13 protein-coding genes are annotated in these 14,878 nt (G+C 43.4%); 4 read left to right on the forward strand and 9 right to left on the reverse strand.

Translation table 11 applies throughout. The annotated features are described in order from the left end of the window. The 3 genes from sdhA to sdhC are packed head-to-tail and all read right to left on the reverse strand — an operon-like array spanning nt 1 to nt 2,495. On the reverse strand, nt 1-1,773 hold the full coding sequence (gene sdhA / locus AYW76_RS00515) for a succinate dehydrogenase flavoprotein subunit (RefSeq protein ID WP_067036815.1): 1,773 nt from the start codon (nt 1,771-1,773) through the stop codon (nt 1-3). Between the two features lie 3 nt (nt 1,774-1,776). Then, the gene (sdhD, locus tag AYW76_RS00520) at nt 1,777-2,124 is read right to left on the reverse strand and encodes a succinate dehydrogenase, hydrophobic membrane anchor protein (RefSeq protein ID WP_067036812.1); all 348 of its coding nucleotides are present in this window, start codon (nt 2,122-2,124) and stop codon (nt 1,777-1,779) included. Continuing rightward, nucleotides 2,118-2,495 carry a succinate dehydrogenase, cytochrome b556 subunit gene (gene sdhC, locus AYW76_RS00525; RefSeq protein ID WP_067214507.1) on the reverse strand — a complete coding sequence of 126 codons (378 nt, stop codon included), beginning with the start codon at nt 2,493-2,495 and terminating at the stop codon, nt 2,118-2,120. Before sdhC ends, sdhD begins: the two co-directional genes overlap by 7 nt. 568 nt (nt 2,496-3,063) lie before the next feature. On the opposite strand from sdhC, the gene gltA reads away from it, so the two are divergent. Further along, the gene (gltA, locus tag AYW76_RS00530; protein WP_067036806.1) at nt 3,064-4,347 is read left to right on the forward strand and encodes a citrate synthase; all 1,284 of its coding nucleotides are present in this window, start codon (nt 3,064-3,066) and stop codon (nt 4,345-4,347) included. Between the two features lie 65 nt (nt 4,348-4,412). Here gltA and AYW76_RS00535 read toward each other — a convergent pair whose 3' ends face one another. After that, nucleotides 4,413-4,646, reverse strand: a complete 234-nt coding sequence (locus tag AYW76_RS00535; protein WP_067214509.1) for a hypothetical protein — start codon at nt 4,644-4,646, stop codon at nt 4,413-4,415. Beyond that, on the reverse strand, nt 4,647-5,729 hold the full coding sequence (locus AYW76_RS00540) for a DUF2066 domain-containing protein (protein ID WP_082866036.1): 1,083 nt from the start codon (nt 5,727-5,729) through the stop codon (nt 4,647-4,649). Between the two features lie 120 nt (nt 5,730-5,849). On the opposite strand from AYW76_RS00540, the gene purM reads away from it, so the two are divergent. Genes purM through AYW76_RS00555 form a run of 3 tightly spaced genes read left to right on the forward strand, consistent with a single transcriptional unit; the run spans nt 5,850 to nt 8,361 of the window. Beyond that, nucleotides 5,850-6,905, forward strand: coding sequence for a phosphoribosylformylglycinamidine cyclo-ligase (gene purM / locus AYW76_RS00545; protein ID WP_067036801.1), 1,056 nt, complete (start codon nt 5,850-5,852; stop codon nt 6,903-6,905). Next, nucleotides 6,902-7,561, forward strand: coding sequence for a phosphoribosylglycinamide formyltransferase (gene purN / locus AYW76_RS00550; protein WP_067036798.1), 660 nt, complete (start codon nt 6,902-6,904; stop codon nt 7,559-7,561). Before purM ends, purN begins: the two co-directional genes overlap by 4 nt. 11 nt (nt 7,562-7,572) lie before the next feature. Further along, nucleotides 7,573-8,361 carry a DUF3108 domain-containing protein gene (locus tag AYW76_RS00555; RefSeq protein WP_067214513.1) on the forward strand — a complete coding sequence of 263 codons (789 nt, stop codon included), beginning with the start codon at nt 7,573-7,575 and terminating at the stop codon, nt 8,359-8,361. On the opposite strand, the gene AYW76_RS00560 is transcribed toward AYW76_RS00555, so the two are convergent. The 4 genes from AYW76_RS00560 to AYW76_RS19585 all read right to left on the reverse strand — a co-directional run bounded on the left by AYW76_RS00560 (nt 8,358) and on the right by AYW76_RS19585 (nt 14,833). Beyond that, entirely contained in the window at nt 8,358-8,936 is a 579-nt protein-coding gene (locus tag AYW76_RS00560; RefSeq protein ID WP_067214515.1) for a molybdenum cofactor guanylyltransferase, read from the reverse strand. The genes AYW76_RS00555 and AYW76_RS00560 overlap by 4 nt on opposite strands. Beyond that, complete coding sequence (locus AYW76_RS19295) at nt 8,933-9,586, reverse strand: response regulator transcription factor (RefSeq protein WP_067214517.1); 654 nt, start codon at nt 9,584-9,586, stop codon at nt 8,933-8,935. The genes AYW76_RS00560 and AYW76_RS19295 overlap by 4 nt, the downstream gene beginning before the upstream one ends. Nucleotides 9,587-9,698: 112 nt before the next feature. Continuing rightward, entirely contained in the window at nt 9,699-11,039 is a 1,341-nt protein-coding gene (locus AYW76_RS00570; protein ID WP_067214519.1) for an HlyD family type I secretion periplasmic adaptor subunit, read from the reverse strand. Nucleotides 11,040-11,041: 2 nt separating this feature from the next. Continuing rightward, nucleotides 11,042-14,833, reverse strand: coding sequence for a type I secretion system permease/ATPase (locus AYW76_RS19585; RefSeq protein ID WP_331709426.1), 3,792 nt, complete (start codon nt 14,831-14,833; stop codon nt 11,042-11,044). Nucleotides 14,834-14,878 lie beyond the last annotated feature (45 nt).

Below are 14,878 nucleotides of genomic sequence, written 5' to 3' on the forward strand. Positions count from 1 at the left end.
TTAGTATGAACGAACTTTAGGTGGGAAAGCATCCATTGTCTTAGGCGCAAAGTTCACATCACGCTGGGTTACTTTCTTCTCAGCTGGGTGATACAAAGAGTGCTTCAACCAGTTTTCATCGTCACGTTCAGTGAAGTCATTACGAGCATGCGCACCGCGGCTTTCTTTACGGAATTCCGCAGGAATCGCTGTTGCTTCTGCCACTTCCAACAAGTTCTCAAGCTCCAATGCTTCAATACGAGCTGTGTTGAAGGCTTGACTCTTATCTTCCAGATGTAGATTCTCAACGCGTTTACGCAACTCTTTAAGCTGCTCAAGGCCTTTCTGCATCGAGTCACCTTCGCGGAATACGCCGAAGTAAAGCTGCATCGTTTTCTGCAGATCGTCACGAACCTTAGCAACACTTTCGCCACCAGAGCTGTTATTTAAACGCTCTAAACGAGCCATTGCATCTTTAACGTCTGTATCACTTGCATCCATAGACTCGAAGCCTTCATCAAGAGACTTCTTAACCTGCAAACCTACTGCGCGGCCAAACACGACTAAATCAAGTAGCGAGTTACCACCTAAGCGGTTGGAACCATGCACCGATACACAAGCCACTTCACCACAAGCATATAGACCAGGAATGATGACATCTTCGCCTGTCGGCGTTTGCTTGATAGCTTGGCCACCAATATTCGTTGGAATACCGCCCATCATGTAATGACACGTTGGGATAACAGGAATAGGCTCTTTCACTGGGTCCACATGCGCGAACGTACGCGATAGCTCCAGGATACCAGGAAGTCGCTTATTAAGCGTTTCTTCACCAAGGTGATCAAGCTTTAGAAGAACGTGATCACCATTTTCACCACAACCACGGCCTTCAAGAATTTCTAGAATCATTGAACGAGCAACAACATCACGGCCAGCTAGATCTTTGGCGTTTGGTGCATAACGTTCCATGAAACGTTCGCCGTCTTTGTTGATCAGGTAACCACCTTCACCACGACAACCTTCTGTAACCAACGTACCAGCACCGTAAATACCCGTTGGGTGGAACTGCCACATTTCCATATCTTGCATTGGGAAACCAGCACGCAACGCCATACCTACACCGTCACCAGTATTGATATGCGCATTCGTTGTCGATTGGTAAATACGACCCGCACCGCCTGTTGCCATGACCGTTGCTTTCGCTTTCAGGTAAACCGTTTCACCCGTTTCCACACAAATCGCTACAACACCTACCACAGCGTCATCAGCGTTTTTCACAAGATCTACAGCGTACCACTCGTTTAGAAATGTGGTGCCGCCTTTCAGGTTGGCCTGATAAAGCGTATGAAGCAGTGCGTGACCAGTACGGTCAGCTGCCGCACACGTACGAGCGGCCTGTCCGCCTTTACCAAAGTCTTTAGACTGACCGCCGAAAGGGCGCTGATAAATACGTCCATTTTCTTTACGAGAGAAAGGCAACCCCATGTGTTCAAGCTCGAATACAGCTTGTGGGCCAACAGAACACATGTATTCGATTGCGTCTTGGTCACCAATGTAGTCCGACCCTTTTACAGTGTCGTACATGTGCCAGCGCCAATCATCATTTGGATCTTCACTTGCGATGGCACACGTAATACCACCCTGTGCTGATACGGTGTGAGATCGTGTTGGGAATACTTTTGTTACACACGCGGTATTCAAACCAGACTCTGTTAACTGAAGTGCAGCACGCATACCTGCGCCGCCGCCGCCCACTACAATGGCATCGAAAGAAATAGTACGAATATTAGCCATTCTTTATAGCCCCCAAAGAACCTGAATTCCCCACACGACATAGATAAACATCACTAAGCCACATAGAGATTGAAAGAAGAAACGAACACCTGTTGATTTAATGTAGTCAGTTGAAATAGACCACAAACCAATCCATGAGTGGATACCAATAGACAGCAAAGTCAACAGACTAAAAATTCGCATGGAAGTTGTTTCAAACAAACCACTCCACTGCTCATAAGTTAGATCTGGATTCAGAAGCAAGTAACCGATAAGAAAGATACTGTAAACTGACAATACCAATGCAGAAATACGCTGCATCATCCAGTCATACAGACCTGAACGGCCAAAGCTAGTAATTTGAGTTACCATATCCATACTCCTGCTAGTAGAATCAGAACAACAGCGATCACTAGGTTCGCTTTTGCCGCTATGCGGCCACTTTCAAGTTCTTCGAAATGCCCCAAATCCATTAACAAGTGCTTAACACCTGCTACAAAATGGTACATCAATGCAGAAACGACACCCCAAACGACAAATTTCGCTAGGAAGTTGTTTTGTAGCACCTCTACCACTTGATCAAAACCTTCTTGCGAAGACAATGATTGGTCAAACGCATAGAACAGGAATGCTAACCCAATAAATAGGATGATCCCGGTTACTCGATGCAAGATAGAGACAATTGCGGTTACGGGCATTGATATTGTGGAAATATCAAGGTTGACTGGTCTTTTTTTGTTCACGACTCTATACACCACTTTATTTGATTGAATGGTCAATCACGACCCAAGTTCTATTTTCACCAGTAAGTAACGATGGTTCTGCTCTTATTGGATCACATAGGCCTCCTTGAAAATCCCATCGATTTGCAAGCGACATTGGCACGAGCGACTCAAACTTGCCAAATAACACCGACAAATCAATGAAATCATCGGAACGCAATTATAGACTAGGCCAAAAACCTAAGACAAATACACAGAACACGGGGTTTTCAATGATCACCATTCATAAAATGAATGGAGCCATAAACAAAAGCAATAATGGTATAAAATTACAGATTCTCAACTATTTAAATTTATAATTTTATCGATAAAAATCAAATATTTAGATAACAACAGATCACTTTTCAACCACCCCGTTACAAAATTCACGTTACAAATTTACAAAGAAATCACTAGGATCAAGTAACTAGTAAGAAATTTGTCTAATTGACTTTGTAACCCCTAAGAAAGTATTTTTTCCGCACCTTCTGGGCCTGGAGAGCTAATTCAAGGCTCTTTGCCCCGGACCAGAGTACGAAGGAGACCCAAAATGGCTGACAAAAAAGCTCGCATAACGGTAGACGGTATCGATCAGACGATTGAACTTCCTGTATTAACAGGCACAGCAGGACAAGACGTGATAGATGTAAGAACTTTAGGTTCTCACGGCGTCTTCACTTATGATCCTGGCTTCATGTCTACTGGCTCATGTGAATCTGCGATCACCTATATCGACGGTGAAGCGGGCGTGCTTCTACATCGCGGTTACAGAATTGCCGATTTAGCACAACACTCAGATTACCTTGAAACATGTTACCTGCTTCTATACGGAGAGCTGCCAAGTGCTGACGAAAAGGCAGAGTTCGTTGAAACAGTTAAAAACCACACCATGGTGTCGGAATCTATGCAGAAGTTCCTTGATGGCTTCCGTAACGACGCACACCCGATGGCGGTGATGGTTGGTTTAGTGGGCGCTTTATCAGCATTCTACCAAGACCACATGGACATCAATGATCCTAAACATCGTGAAATCGCAGCCTTCCGATTGATTTCTAAAATGCCAACGCTTGCGTCAATGTGTTACAAGTACTCGAAAGGTCAACCGACCATGTACCCTCGTAACGACTTGAGCTACGCTGAGAGCTTCTTATACATGATGTTTGCGACGCCATGCGAAGAATATAAAGTAAACCCAGTATTCGCTAAAGCGATGGACCGCATCTTTATTCTTCATGCAGATCACGAACAAAACGCATCAACATCAACCGTTCGATTAGCAGGTTCTTCAGGCGCTAATCCATTCGCTTGTATTGCGGCAGGCATCGCAACACTTTGGGGCCCTGCTCACGGCGGTGCAAACGAAGCAGTACTAGCAATGCTTGAAGAAATTGGGGATGAATCCAAGATTGACGAGTTCATTGCCAAAGCCAAAGATAAGAACGACCCTTTCCGCCTAATGGGCTTTGGCCATCGCGTCTACAAGAACTTTGATCCTCGCGCTAAAGTAATGCGTGAAACCTGTGATCAAGTGCTTGCCGAGCTAGGACAATCTGATGACCCAATGCTAAAAATCGCAAAACGCCTTGAGCAAATTGCCCTAGAAGACCCTTACTTCGTTGAGCGTAAGCTTTACCCGAATGTAGACTTTTACTCTGGCATCATCATGAAAGCAATCGGCATCCCTACATCCATGTTTACTGTAATCTTCGCGATGTCTCGTACCATTGGATGGATTTCTCACTGGAATGAGATGATTGGCGGCGCATACAAAATTGGACGCCCTCGCCAGCTGTATGTAGGACACACTGAACGTGACTTTCCAACGGATAAATAAGTAACGTTCCCAACAGGCAGACACAAAAAAAGCGGCTTAAGCCGCTTTTTTTGTGCTGATACTAATTACTCTTCGTCGTCTTCTACCACGATCTCAGTAATAATTTTTGCACCACATTTCACACAGTCACCCTCAATCCAAGTACGCTCACCCGCTTCATATTCTTGCGGGTTTTTCATCCCAAGATCCATTTCCATACATTGGTTACACCAAGTTTGCTGCAAAAAATCTTGCTGCTCTTCTGCCGGACGCGCAAAAAAGTCTTTCAACACTGGCGTCGCTTCTGTTTCACTGACCATCTAATTATTACCTTTACCCGTATATTGATACTTAATAACGTGACTTGCATCGTAGTCCAGCGGACTCACTGGCAGAGCGGCCAACAGACTGTTTAATGCTACACTGTTTTTAAACTTTTCTTCTGTGCCATTCAGCGACATATTAAACTCAACTTGCCCACCCACAATACTACTTAGCTGCAATTGCTTAACCACATCAATAGACGATAAGTAATTTTTCAGTGAGGACATAGCACGGTAATCACTAACGCCATTCACTTTGACATACAGCTCATTTGGGTTAGCCAATCTAGTAGAAGCATATCGATCTGATAACATTGCTGATACTTTCAACAAAACCTCTCGCATCGCCTCTTGCTTAGTTGCACTCGTAACTGACAACAGTCGTGCGGATTGATTAGGAGACAATAACATACTATCAACCACCGCCTCACCTCGGTACTGACTAATCCTAACTGCCAACACTACATCCGTTTGGTAACGTTCACTGGCTTTTAGAATATCTTCTTCAAAAAAGCCCCATAACGCGCTGCTGTCCAAAACCTCTCTATCTACACTGTCAACTAGCGGAGCATAAACTGGTAAACCATGCAGCTTGGCGCCGTCAAACAACTCGGATAGAGCTGTTGATGGCTGATTGGCTCCGAACATTTTTCGAGAACCGCTGCTTTCTTCAATCAACCAAACCAGAATACTCGGCCGATTACTCCCCCACACAGGTAATCCCTGATCAAACAGAAAACGGTCCACAGACTCTTTGTAAAACGTCACATTGACCTCTTTAGCAGCCTCTGGTCCGTTATCACCTTGGACAGTCTCAACAACATCTCGTATTGAATGCTGAGCCACCCATCCTGCTGCAGAACGGTGCGCCTTAGTTAATATCTGAGAAGATAAATCATTTGGCTGCCCTGATACTCGCAACAAAACATTATCGATAGCATCAGCAAAAGCGCGATTCAAAAGCGCCTGATCCTCTAAATTAGCTGGAACCTGCACCACAGATGAATATAAGTTAGAAACTTGCACCGCATGACCCATTGATGAAAGCAACAATAGCCAAACAAAGACAATACGCTTCAAAATAATCCCCTTACTTATCGTATTTTCTCTATTCTACTGTCTTCTGCGCAAAGAACCATAGCCCTTATTTTCCACTGTGTTAAAATGCCGTTTTTCCCACACCATGATAAGGCTTAGGCAATGACCGAATCGAATAAAACCTCGATTAGTTACAAAGACGCAGGCGTAGATATTAATGCGGGCAACGAACTTGTAGAACGCATTAAAGGCGTCAGTAAAAAAACGCGCCGCCCTGAAGTACTAGGTGGATTAGGTGGCTTCGGTGCCCTTACTCGTCTACCAGAAAAGTACAAGAAACCCGTCTTAGTATCCGGTACAGACGGTGTCGGCACAAAGCTGCGTTTAGCAATGGACCTAAACAAACACGACACCATCGGCATTGACCTAGTGGCAATGTGTGTGAATGATCTTATTGTTGCAGGTGCTGAGCCTCTACTTTTCCTAGATTATTACGCAACAGGTAAACTTGACGTAGACGTTGCAGCAGACGTTGTCACCGGCATTGGTGAAGGCTGCCTACAGTCTGGCTGTGCCCTAGTGGGTGGCGAAACAGCAGAAATGCCTGGCATGTACCACGACGGCGATTACGATCTTGCAGGTTTTTGTGTGGGTGTCGCTGAGGAAGACCAAATCATTGACGGCAGCAATGTTAAAGCGGGTAATACTTTGATCGCTTTAGGCTCATCTGGCCCACACTCAAACGGCTACTCATTAATTCGTAAGATTTTGGAAGTGAATAACTCAAATCTTGACGAAGAAGTAGATGGCGTTGCCCTAAAAGATGCCCTACTTGCTCCAACGAAAATTTACGTTAAATCCATTCTGAAATTAATGGAAACGGTTAATTTAAATGCATTGGCGCACATCACTGGCGGCGGCTTACTAGAAAACATTCCTCGCGTTTTACCAGAAGGCACTTCAGCGTATATTGATGCAACAAGCTGGACACGCCCGGCGATCTTTGACTGGCTGCAAGCAAAAGGCAACGTTGAGCAAGAAGAGATGTACCGCGTACTAAACTGTGGCGTAGGCATGGTTCTAGCAATCAACGCAGAAGATACAGACAAAACGCTATCAATCCTTCAAGCTGAAGGCGAAAATGCATGGGTTATCGGTGAGATCCGTGAGCTATCTGACAAAGAAGTTATTATCTCTGATCTAGAGGCCTCTGCATGAGTTGCTCCGTCGTTGTTTTAATCTCAGGCAGCGGCAGCAATTTGCAGGCTTTGATTGATCAAAGCCTGCAAGGTGACCTCGATATTGATATAAAGGCAGTTATCAGTAACAAAGCGTCTGCTTATGGACTAGAACGTGCTAGCAATGCTGACATTGCTACTCATGCCCTTGATCATAAACAGTTTGAAAGTCGCGAAGCATTCGATCAAGCTCTGATGACCTTGATCGACCAGTATCAGCCTAAACTGGTGATTCTTGCGGGCTTCATGCGCATTCTAACGGAAAATTTTACGCGTCATTATGAAGGTCGTATGCTAAATATACACCCTTCATTATTGCCTAAGTACAAAGGCCTAAACACGCACCAACGCGCCATTGATGCGGGTGAAACGGAACATGGTGTGTCCGTTCACTTTGTTACTTCGGAACTGGATGCTGGCTCAGTTGTCTTACAAGCTAGCGCCGAAATATCGTCAGATGAAACTGCTGATTCACTGGCAAAGAAAGTCCATAGCCTTGAGCACATCATTTATCCATTAAGCGTTAAATGGTTCAGCTTAGGCAGACTAACTCTCCAAGAAGGCAAAGCTTTGTTGGATGGAAAACCTTTGCCATTGTCAGGTGTACGTTATACAACGGAATTAAACGATCACTAGGAAATCTCAAGATGGGCATTAGCAAACAAGTTATCGCAACCGTATTACTTTTTCAGATAATGCCCTCTTATTCTCACTCGGATAATGACAGCGCTTTGAGCCAAACTACGCGCAGTGAGTACAATCAAAGCAACCCTGCTACCCCATCAATTGAGTCTGAAAAACACAGCTTTTTTGAGCCTTATAACGCGCTTTATAGTACTGTCTATAAAAAAGGGATAACTTTAAAAGTCGAAGGTACTCAAATACTCACTCAGACAACAGACAATACATGGAAATTTGAATTTTCAGTCGATACGTTACTTGCATCACTAAAAGAAAGCAGTCAGTTTAGGCTTGATGGCAGCAGTTTGCGTCCTACTGAATACCAGTATTCATCGAGAATTTTAGGCAAACACAAAGAAATGCTGCTGCATTTTGACTGGGATGACATGAAAGTCACCAACGATGTGAATAATGAGCCATGGAAAATGGACATCAATGACTTAACATTGGACAGACTAACACTTCAATTACAGCTCCGCTTCGACTTACTAAATCAGCGTGAACAGCTCTCTTACGACATCGCAGATGGTGGAAAATTAAAGCGCTACACGTTCGCTCAGCAACAGATAGAAACCATCGACACTAAATTAGGCCATTTAGAAACGATAAAGGTTGCCAGGACAGACAATCTATCTGAAAAACGCCACTCATATTTTTGGTTTGCGCCAGAATACGATTACTTATTGGTCAAAATGGAACACTTTGAAAAAGGTGAGTCCTACATTCTAAATTTAGAAAAGATCAGCTCACCCTAAACGAGCTGCTCAATACGATTAATATTAACAAGCTCTTCATCATGCTCCCAATATACTGATTCAGCCCCAATCGTTTTATAAAACTTCATTACACCGAAATGCTCAGTATTCTTTAGAAAATCTGGCAGCTTTTGTTTCAGCTGATTTACTGGTAGCACCGCATGCAGTGGCTGACGTCCAGATTCGCTTTCCAAGTAATGCACTTTATCCGGCGTCTGCTGGGCACTCATCGAAAGTTTAAGCAATGCCTCTCGAGATAAGCATGGCGTATCACAAGGGACAATCAATAAGTGTGAGGAATTGATAGATTTTAGTGCTGAACAGATACCACCTAACGGACCAATGTCCTGCCAAGGCTCTGCATCACTCACCACCAACCGAGTTAAAGCGCGATAATGCTTAATATTACGATTTGCGCTGATCACGGTATCAATACATAAAGGTGATACCAGATCGACTAGGCGTCTCGCCATAGAAACACCCTGATACACCTGAAGACCTTTATCAACCCCCCCCATCCGCTGCGCCTGCCCACCAGCCAGTATCAAAGCAGTTAATTCAAACGCTTGCATCATACGTCTGAAATACCACGCTGCACTAATAAGGCTAACGCTAGACGATCTTTAACATGCAGTTTTCTAAAAACTGCCGTTAAATGCGCTTTGACCGTTCTTTCAGTAACCTCTAAATCACGGGCAATTTCTTTGTTAGATAGACCTTTAGCGATCAGCTTTGCAACGCCCACTTCACGCTCGGATAAAAGCTCTGATCCAACGAAATTAACAGCAGATTCTAATGGCTGCTCTGACGGTGATGCCTCTGAGGACTGCTTAATAAGCTGTTGGATAAACTCTTTCCCACCCCAAATCTCACCAGAAGACACAACTGACAATACCAAACGAAGCTGTTCTTTAGCGATATACGGTGAACATTGACCATTAATCCCCATAGAGAGCATTCGCATAGCGGCAGACTGACTGCTGAGATAAGGGAACGCAAGAATCTTTAACGCAGGAAATCGTTGACGCAAAGTAACTACGTTTTCAACCTTAGCAGAAAACTCGACGTCATCGACATAGATAAAGCAGTAGTCATAGGAGCCATTACGCAAAAGCTCAGCAGTCTCATCAAAACTATGACTCCGAATGAGCTGATCACGCTCTTCGCACACTTTTTTCCAGTGCTCAAAAACTGACCCATTCGTATTCCAGCACAGTACTTTCAAGATCTGCCCCTTATAAATAACAAACGAATATAGAAATTCATTCTATTTTCCCAGTAGTGACGACATTGTTACTTTTTGTTATGAGGATCCAGTTTGCTCAATATTTTTGTAACTATCGTTCACGCATTGCATTTTGTTGAGCCTTAAATATAGGCTTTAGCAAATAATCCAGAACTGTTTTTTTACCCGTGATGATATCGACCGATGACTGCATGCCAGGAATAATAGTTAGAGGTGCACTCTCTGGCCCCAGATAGCTTTTATCTGTTCTAACGCGAACAATGTAGAAACTGTTCCCCTCCTCATCAACAATGGTGTCTGCTGAAATATTTTCTACTTTAGCATCTAGCCCACCATAGATTGAGAAATCGTAAGCAGAAAGCTTTACAACAGCTGGAAGATGAGGCGTTATGAATCCGATGTCTTCAGGTCGTATTTTCGCTTCTATTAAAAGAGAGTCTTCCACCGGAACAATTTCCATCAAGCTCATTCCCGGTTTAATCACCCCGCCCACAGTATTAATTTGTATTTGCTTAACAAGCCCTTTTACAGGCGAACGTACCAGCGTTCGATCCACCTTATCTTCTAGCGTCACACTAGACTCTCTTAATTGATCCAACTGAGACTGCGTTTCCGTCAGCTGCTCTTGAGCTTCCGATCTGAATTTAGCAGAGCTTTCATCCAGTTTTTTGCGTGCTTCTTCTAACGCTGAACGCGCACGGGGAATAGCAAGCCTAGTCGCCTGTAGGTCACCTTGCAGCTGATTCACTTGACGCTCTAACTGAAGCAATTCAACGCGAGAGACGGCTCCTTGCTCGAAAGCAGGACGGGTAAGACGTAACTCCTCATTTGCTAAGTCATAGCTATCTTTAAAGTTACGAAGTTTGGCTTCTTGCTCAACTATTTCTTGCTGTCGCTGGGCAACTTGTTGCTCAAATATAGCGGAGTTTGCGCGCAAGGACTCCTGACGGTTTCGATACAACCCTAATTCACGGTTAATCAGCTCAGGATAGTCCGTTCGAATATCATCCGGAAAAACGGGAGCTATCCCGTTTGCCTCAGCTTTTAGTCTAATTGCCCTAGCTGTCAAATTAACACTTTCTACTTGCCTTTCCCTTAGGGATGACAAAGCCTCAGTATTTTCAATTGTCATCAGCAACTGTCCTTGTGATACCGCCTGACCAACTCTTATATTCACTTCTTTTAGAATGCCGCCCTCAAGGTTTTGAATAACCTGAACTTGACTTGAAGGTATGACCTTCCCTTGTCCTACCGTAACTTCCTCTAACGCTGTAAAATTCGCCCAAACCAATGCACATACAAAAAATGCAAAGACTCCCCAGAGGAGAATACGCCCCCCTTGTGGCGTTTTTAACATAATGGCAGCATTGCGATCACTGAGAAAATCTAGATCTGATTGCCCAACTTCTTTAGCACTCTTCTTACTAAACATACTTAGCTCACTTTTAGCTTGCCTTGACGCAGCGCTTCAAATACATGTTCTTTTGGCCCATCGGCTAAAATTCTTCCGCTGTCCATAACAATAAGACGATCGACTAAATCCAACATTGAAGATTTATGAGTAATTAAAATCAGCGTTTTATCCCCCATAATTTTATCCAACCTTCTGCGCATACGTGTTTCAGTTGTATTATCCATGGACGCAGTTGGCTCATCTAACACCAAGATGTTTGGGTCAAATAGCAGAGCCCTAGAAATAGCGACGCTTTGTCTTTGACCACCAGACAAATGATGCCCTCTTTCACCCACAATACTATCTAGTCCTGAAGGTTTTTTATTAGCAAACTCAGACACTCCGGATAAATCTGATGCACGGATAATCGCTTCATCCTCTACATACGGGACCCCGAAGCAGATGTTTTCTTTAATTGATCCGTAAAATAAAGTGACATCCTGGGAAACAGCACCAACGTTTCTACGTAGATCTACTGGATTAATCTGCCTTAAATCAATACCGTCAATTCTAACAGCACCGTCACTCGGCCCATAAAGTCCCATCATTAATTTACCAACGGTCGACTTACCAGATCCGATTCGACCAATAATGCCGACCTTTTCCCCCGCCTTGATTTTTAAATTAATATTTGTAATCGCATTTTGCTCTTGATCAGGATAGCTAAATGAAACGTCTTCAAATTCAAAGCTGCCATCAAACTTTGGACGATGCACAAACTTAACATCATCCGGTTGCTCGACAGGAGAGTCCATAATTTCAGACAATCCCTTAAAGGCTGTTTTTGCATGATTGTAGCGAGCAGCGAGAGCCGCAAATTGCGCCATAGGTGCTAAAGCGCGGCCAGTCAACATGACACAAGCAACGAGAGCTCCCATGCTCATCTCTCGCTCAGAAATCATATACACACCAACAATCACCATAACGACGGTCGTCATTTGCTGAGCGACCATAGCAAATGATGAACAAGATTGAGCCAACTGACGCGTCTTAAGCCCCCAATCGGCAATATTTCCTACGGCCTGCTCCCATTGATGCTGGAGAGTACCTTGAGCATTATTGATTTTGACACTTTCAGCGTTCGACAAGCTCTCAATCAGCACGGCATTTTTTTGAACCGATGTTTTTTGACCTTCTTCAATAGAGTGTCGGAGTGGTTTCTGAATAATCAAAGAATATAAAAAAACCAACAGAATTGTTACAATGGGAACAAAACCTAAAGGGCCGCCAATTAAGTAAATCACCCCAACGATAAGAAACATAAATGGGATATCAACCAACGTCGTGATGGAAGCAGACGTAATAAAATCGCGAATACTATCAAAGTCTTGTAGGTTTTTAGCAAATGCCCCAACAGATCTAGGCCTTGATGCCATGGTAATATTATTAACTTTGGAAAAAATATTAGACGAAAGCAATATATCTGATTTTTTACCTGCTATATCGATAAAATACGATCTTAACGTTCTAAGAAGAAAGTCAAATACATAAACGACCGTGACACCCGCCGCAAGCACCCATAAAGTATCAAAAGCATTATTAGGCACCACTCTGTCGTATACATTCATAATGAATAGTGGGCTAACGAGAGCGAATATATTAATTAATAACGATGCAATAAAAACGTCTCTATATATTCTCCAGGAAGAAACAATGGTCCCCCAAAACCAGTGCTTATTTTTAGATTCCCCTTCCTCTAATTGCGAACGCTTATCAAATTTAAACTGAGGACGTACAAAAAAACAGTAGCCTGTATACAGATTTAAGAGCTCATCAATAGATAAATCAACCTCTCCTTCACCTGACTCAGGCAGTAATATCTTGGCAATTCCGCGCTCTTTATCTACCCCAAGCAATACACATGCCTTTTTGTCATGCAGTAACAAAACGGCAGGCATCAATACACCAGAAATTTTATCGAGTGGGCGTTTTACAAATCTTGCTACAAAACCCACTTTCTTTGCGGCGCGCGCGAATAGCTCTGGCGTCATTCCCTCTTTTGAAACAGGCAGACCTGCAGATATACCGTCAGCAGTGTAAGGATTATTGTAATGTTTCGACAAAATGACCAAACAATCTAATAACGGATCAACATTCTCAAGTTTGTCGCCCACTTCAGACCATGAAGACGTAACAGAAGTCACTTGTTTCAAAACTTCAGCATTATCTTGACCCTTATTATTTGGATCACCTTCAAAGTCTGCTGGTTGATTAACTTTAAGCTCATCGTCGTTCTCATAAGCAGAGATAGTTTCACTTACCTCTTTTTTATTAAAGACATCCTGATTACCTTGCTTCTTCTTTCTAGCAAACAAGTTGCGCAAACCAAACAATGACTTTTTATCTTTTGAAGCTTCATTACCAGCTGGCGCAGAAACCCCACCAACAAAATTAGATTCTGGCTCTGGCTCTGGCTCTGGCTCTGGCTCTGGCTCTGGCTCTGGCTCTGGCTCTGGCTCTGGCTCTGGCTCTGGCTGAAAGTGTTGGGCATCTGAACGTAATTGCAACAGATCAAGTAAGGTTTTTTCAGATTTAACGGACTCAGATGTGGAATCATCTAAAGATGTATCAGGCAAAACCGGTTCTTTGGCGGACTGACTATCTTCTGCTAAGGTATCTATAGTTTTCGGTTTAGGTTTTAAATCGGGAGCTATAGCTATATCTGATTCTGAAAAAGACCGATGCAGTTCAGTTGTCTGACTTTCACTTTCTTTAATATTAGGAAATGCATTCTGCTCTAATGACTCAGTTTGATCCAAATCGTAGGGCTTAGATACGCTTAGCTTTTCTGCTAAATCAAATGTATCGACAGGGTGTTCTCGAGAGCTTACATCATCCCCTTCCTGTTGAGAGCACTGTAACTTATCGCTTAACTCAATCTCAGGTAAAACCGACTCTTTGGCAGGATACGTTTCTTTTTCTGAGGCGTCGTTAGAGTTAAGTTTGGCTTTCAGGTCGAAAGCTAAGTTCGGTTCTGCAAAAGGCTGATGCTCTTGATTAGACTGATGCTCATTTTCTTCAATATTTTTTGTAGATTCAGTTTGATCTGGATGGTGGAGCTGAGATGCTCTTAGCTTCTCAGCCAAATCAAATGTGTCGCCAGTTTTAGCGGGCGTAATAGAGTCTTCATGTTGAGTGTCCGGCAGGTCATCATTCGAGCCATTCGATAAGTCAACGCCATTTTCATTATCATCATTGGTTCGCTCAGTTTTTTCAAACTGCCGCTCTAAATTTTGTGTCAATGAAAAGCGTTCCGCTTTTTGCTCAGCTTCCGTATTACTTTTTTTGGTTGTTAGAGCACCAAGATTAAACAGCTCTTTTTCTACTAACTCATCAGGCACATTTTGTGTAACAGAAGAAAAGGCTTCAGGCTCTTCAGGAGCTTCAGGAGCTTCAGGCGCTGCAGGAGCTTCAGGCGCTTCAGGCGCTTCAGGCGCTTCAGGCGCTTCAGGCGCTTCAGGCGCTTCAGGCGCTTCAGGCGCTTCAGGAGTATTTAGCTCAACCAATTCAGATTCATCAACACTTGTTTCAGGTGCTACTTTAGTTTCTGGCGTATCATCTACAACCACGGTATCAGCTGATTTAGAGGTTGAGTTCAAGTCATTCTTCGACTCTATCTCTAACCACGCTTGAACATTATTTTTAACCCGGTCATCTCTCGATAACTCTTGATCATTTTCTGAACTGCGTTTTTTTCTAAAAAATAATGACATAAAGTGAGACTCTAAAAGCAGACTGATTAACTTACTTGGATTCTGAACTAGATTAAACAAATAGAAAATATAATACTATGACTCAAAAGGCATCCGTGCCATTAA

The sequence above is a fragment of the Marinomonas gallaica genome (genome assembly GCF_001639745.1).
Taxonomy (GTDB): Bacteria; Pseudomonadota; Gammaproteobacteria; order Pseudomonadales; family Marinomonadaceae; genus Marinomonas; species Marinomonas gallaica.

What these genes read in the sequence shown, in the direction of transcription:
- sdhA (WP_067036815.1), bottom strand. Translation starts at nt 1,773, where the DNA reads ATGGCTAATATTCGTACTATTTCTTTCGATGCCATTGTAGTGGGCGGC.
- sdhD (WP_067036812.1), bottom strand. Translation starts at nt 2,124, where the DNA reads ATGGTAACTCAAATTACTAGCTTTGGCCGTTCAGGTCTGTATGACTGG.
- gltA (WP_067036806.1), top strand. Translation starts at nt 3,064, where the DNA reads ATGGCTGACAAAAAAGCTCGCATAACGGTAGACGGTATCGATCAGACG.
- AYW76_RS00535 (WP_067214509.1), bottom strand. Translation starts at nt 4,646, where the DNA reads ATGGTCAGTGAAACAGAAGCGACGCCAGTGTTGAAAGACTTTTTTGCG.
- purM (WP_067036801.1), top strand. Translation starts at nt 5,850, where the DNA reads ATGACCGAATCGAATAAAACCTCGATTAGTTACAAAGACGCAGGCGTA.
- purN (WP_067036798.1), top strand. Translation starts at nt 6,902, where the DNA reads ATGAGTTGCTCCGTCGTTGTTTTAATCTCAGGCAGCGGCAGCAATTTG.
- AYW76_RS00555 (WP_067214513.1), top strand. Translation starts at nt 7,573, where the DNA reads ATGGGCATTAGCAAACAAGTTATCGCAACCGTATTACTTTTTCAGATA.
- AYW76_RS00560 (WP_067214515.1), bottom strand. Translation starts at nt 8,936, where the DNA reads ATGATGCAAGCGTTTGAATTAACTGCTTTGATACTGGCTGGTGGGCAG.
- AYW76_RS00570 (WP_067214519.1), bottom strand. Translation starts at nt 11,039, where the DNA reads ATGTTTAGTAAGAAGAGTGCTAAAGAAGTTGGGCAATCAGATCTAGAT.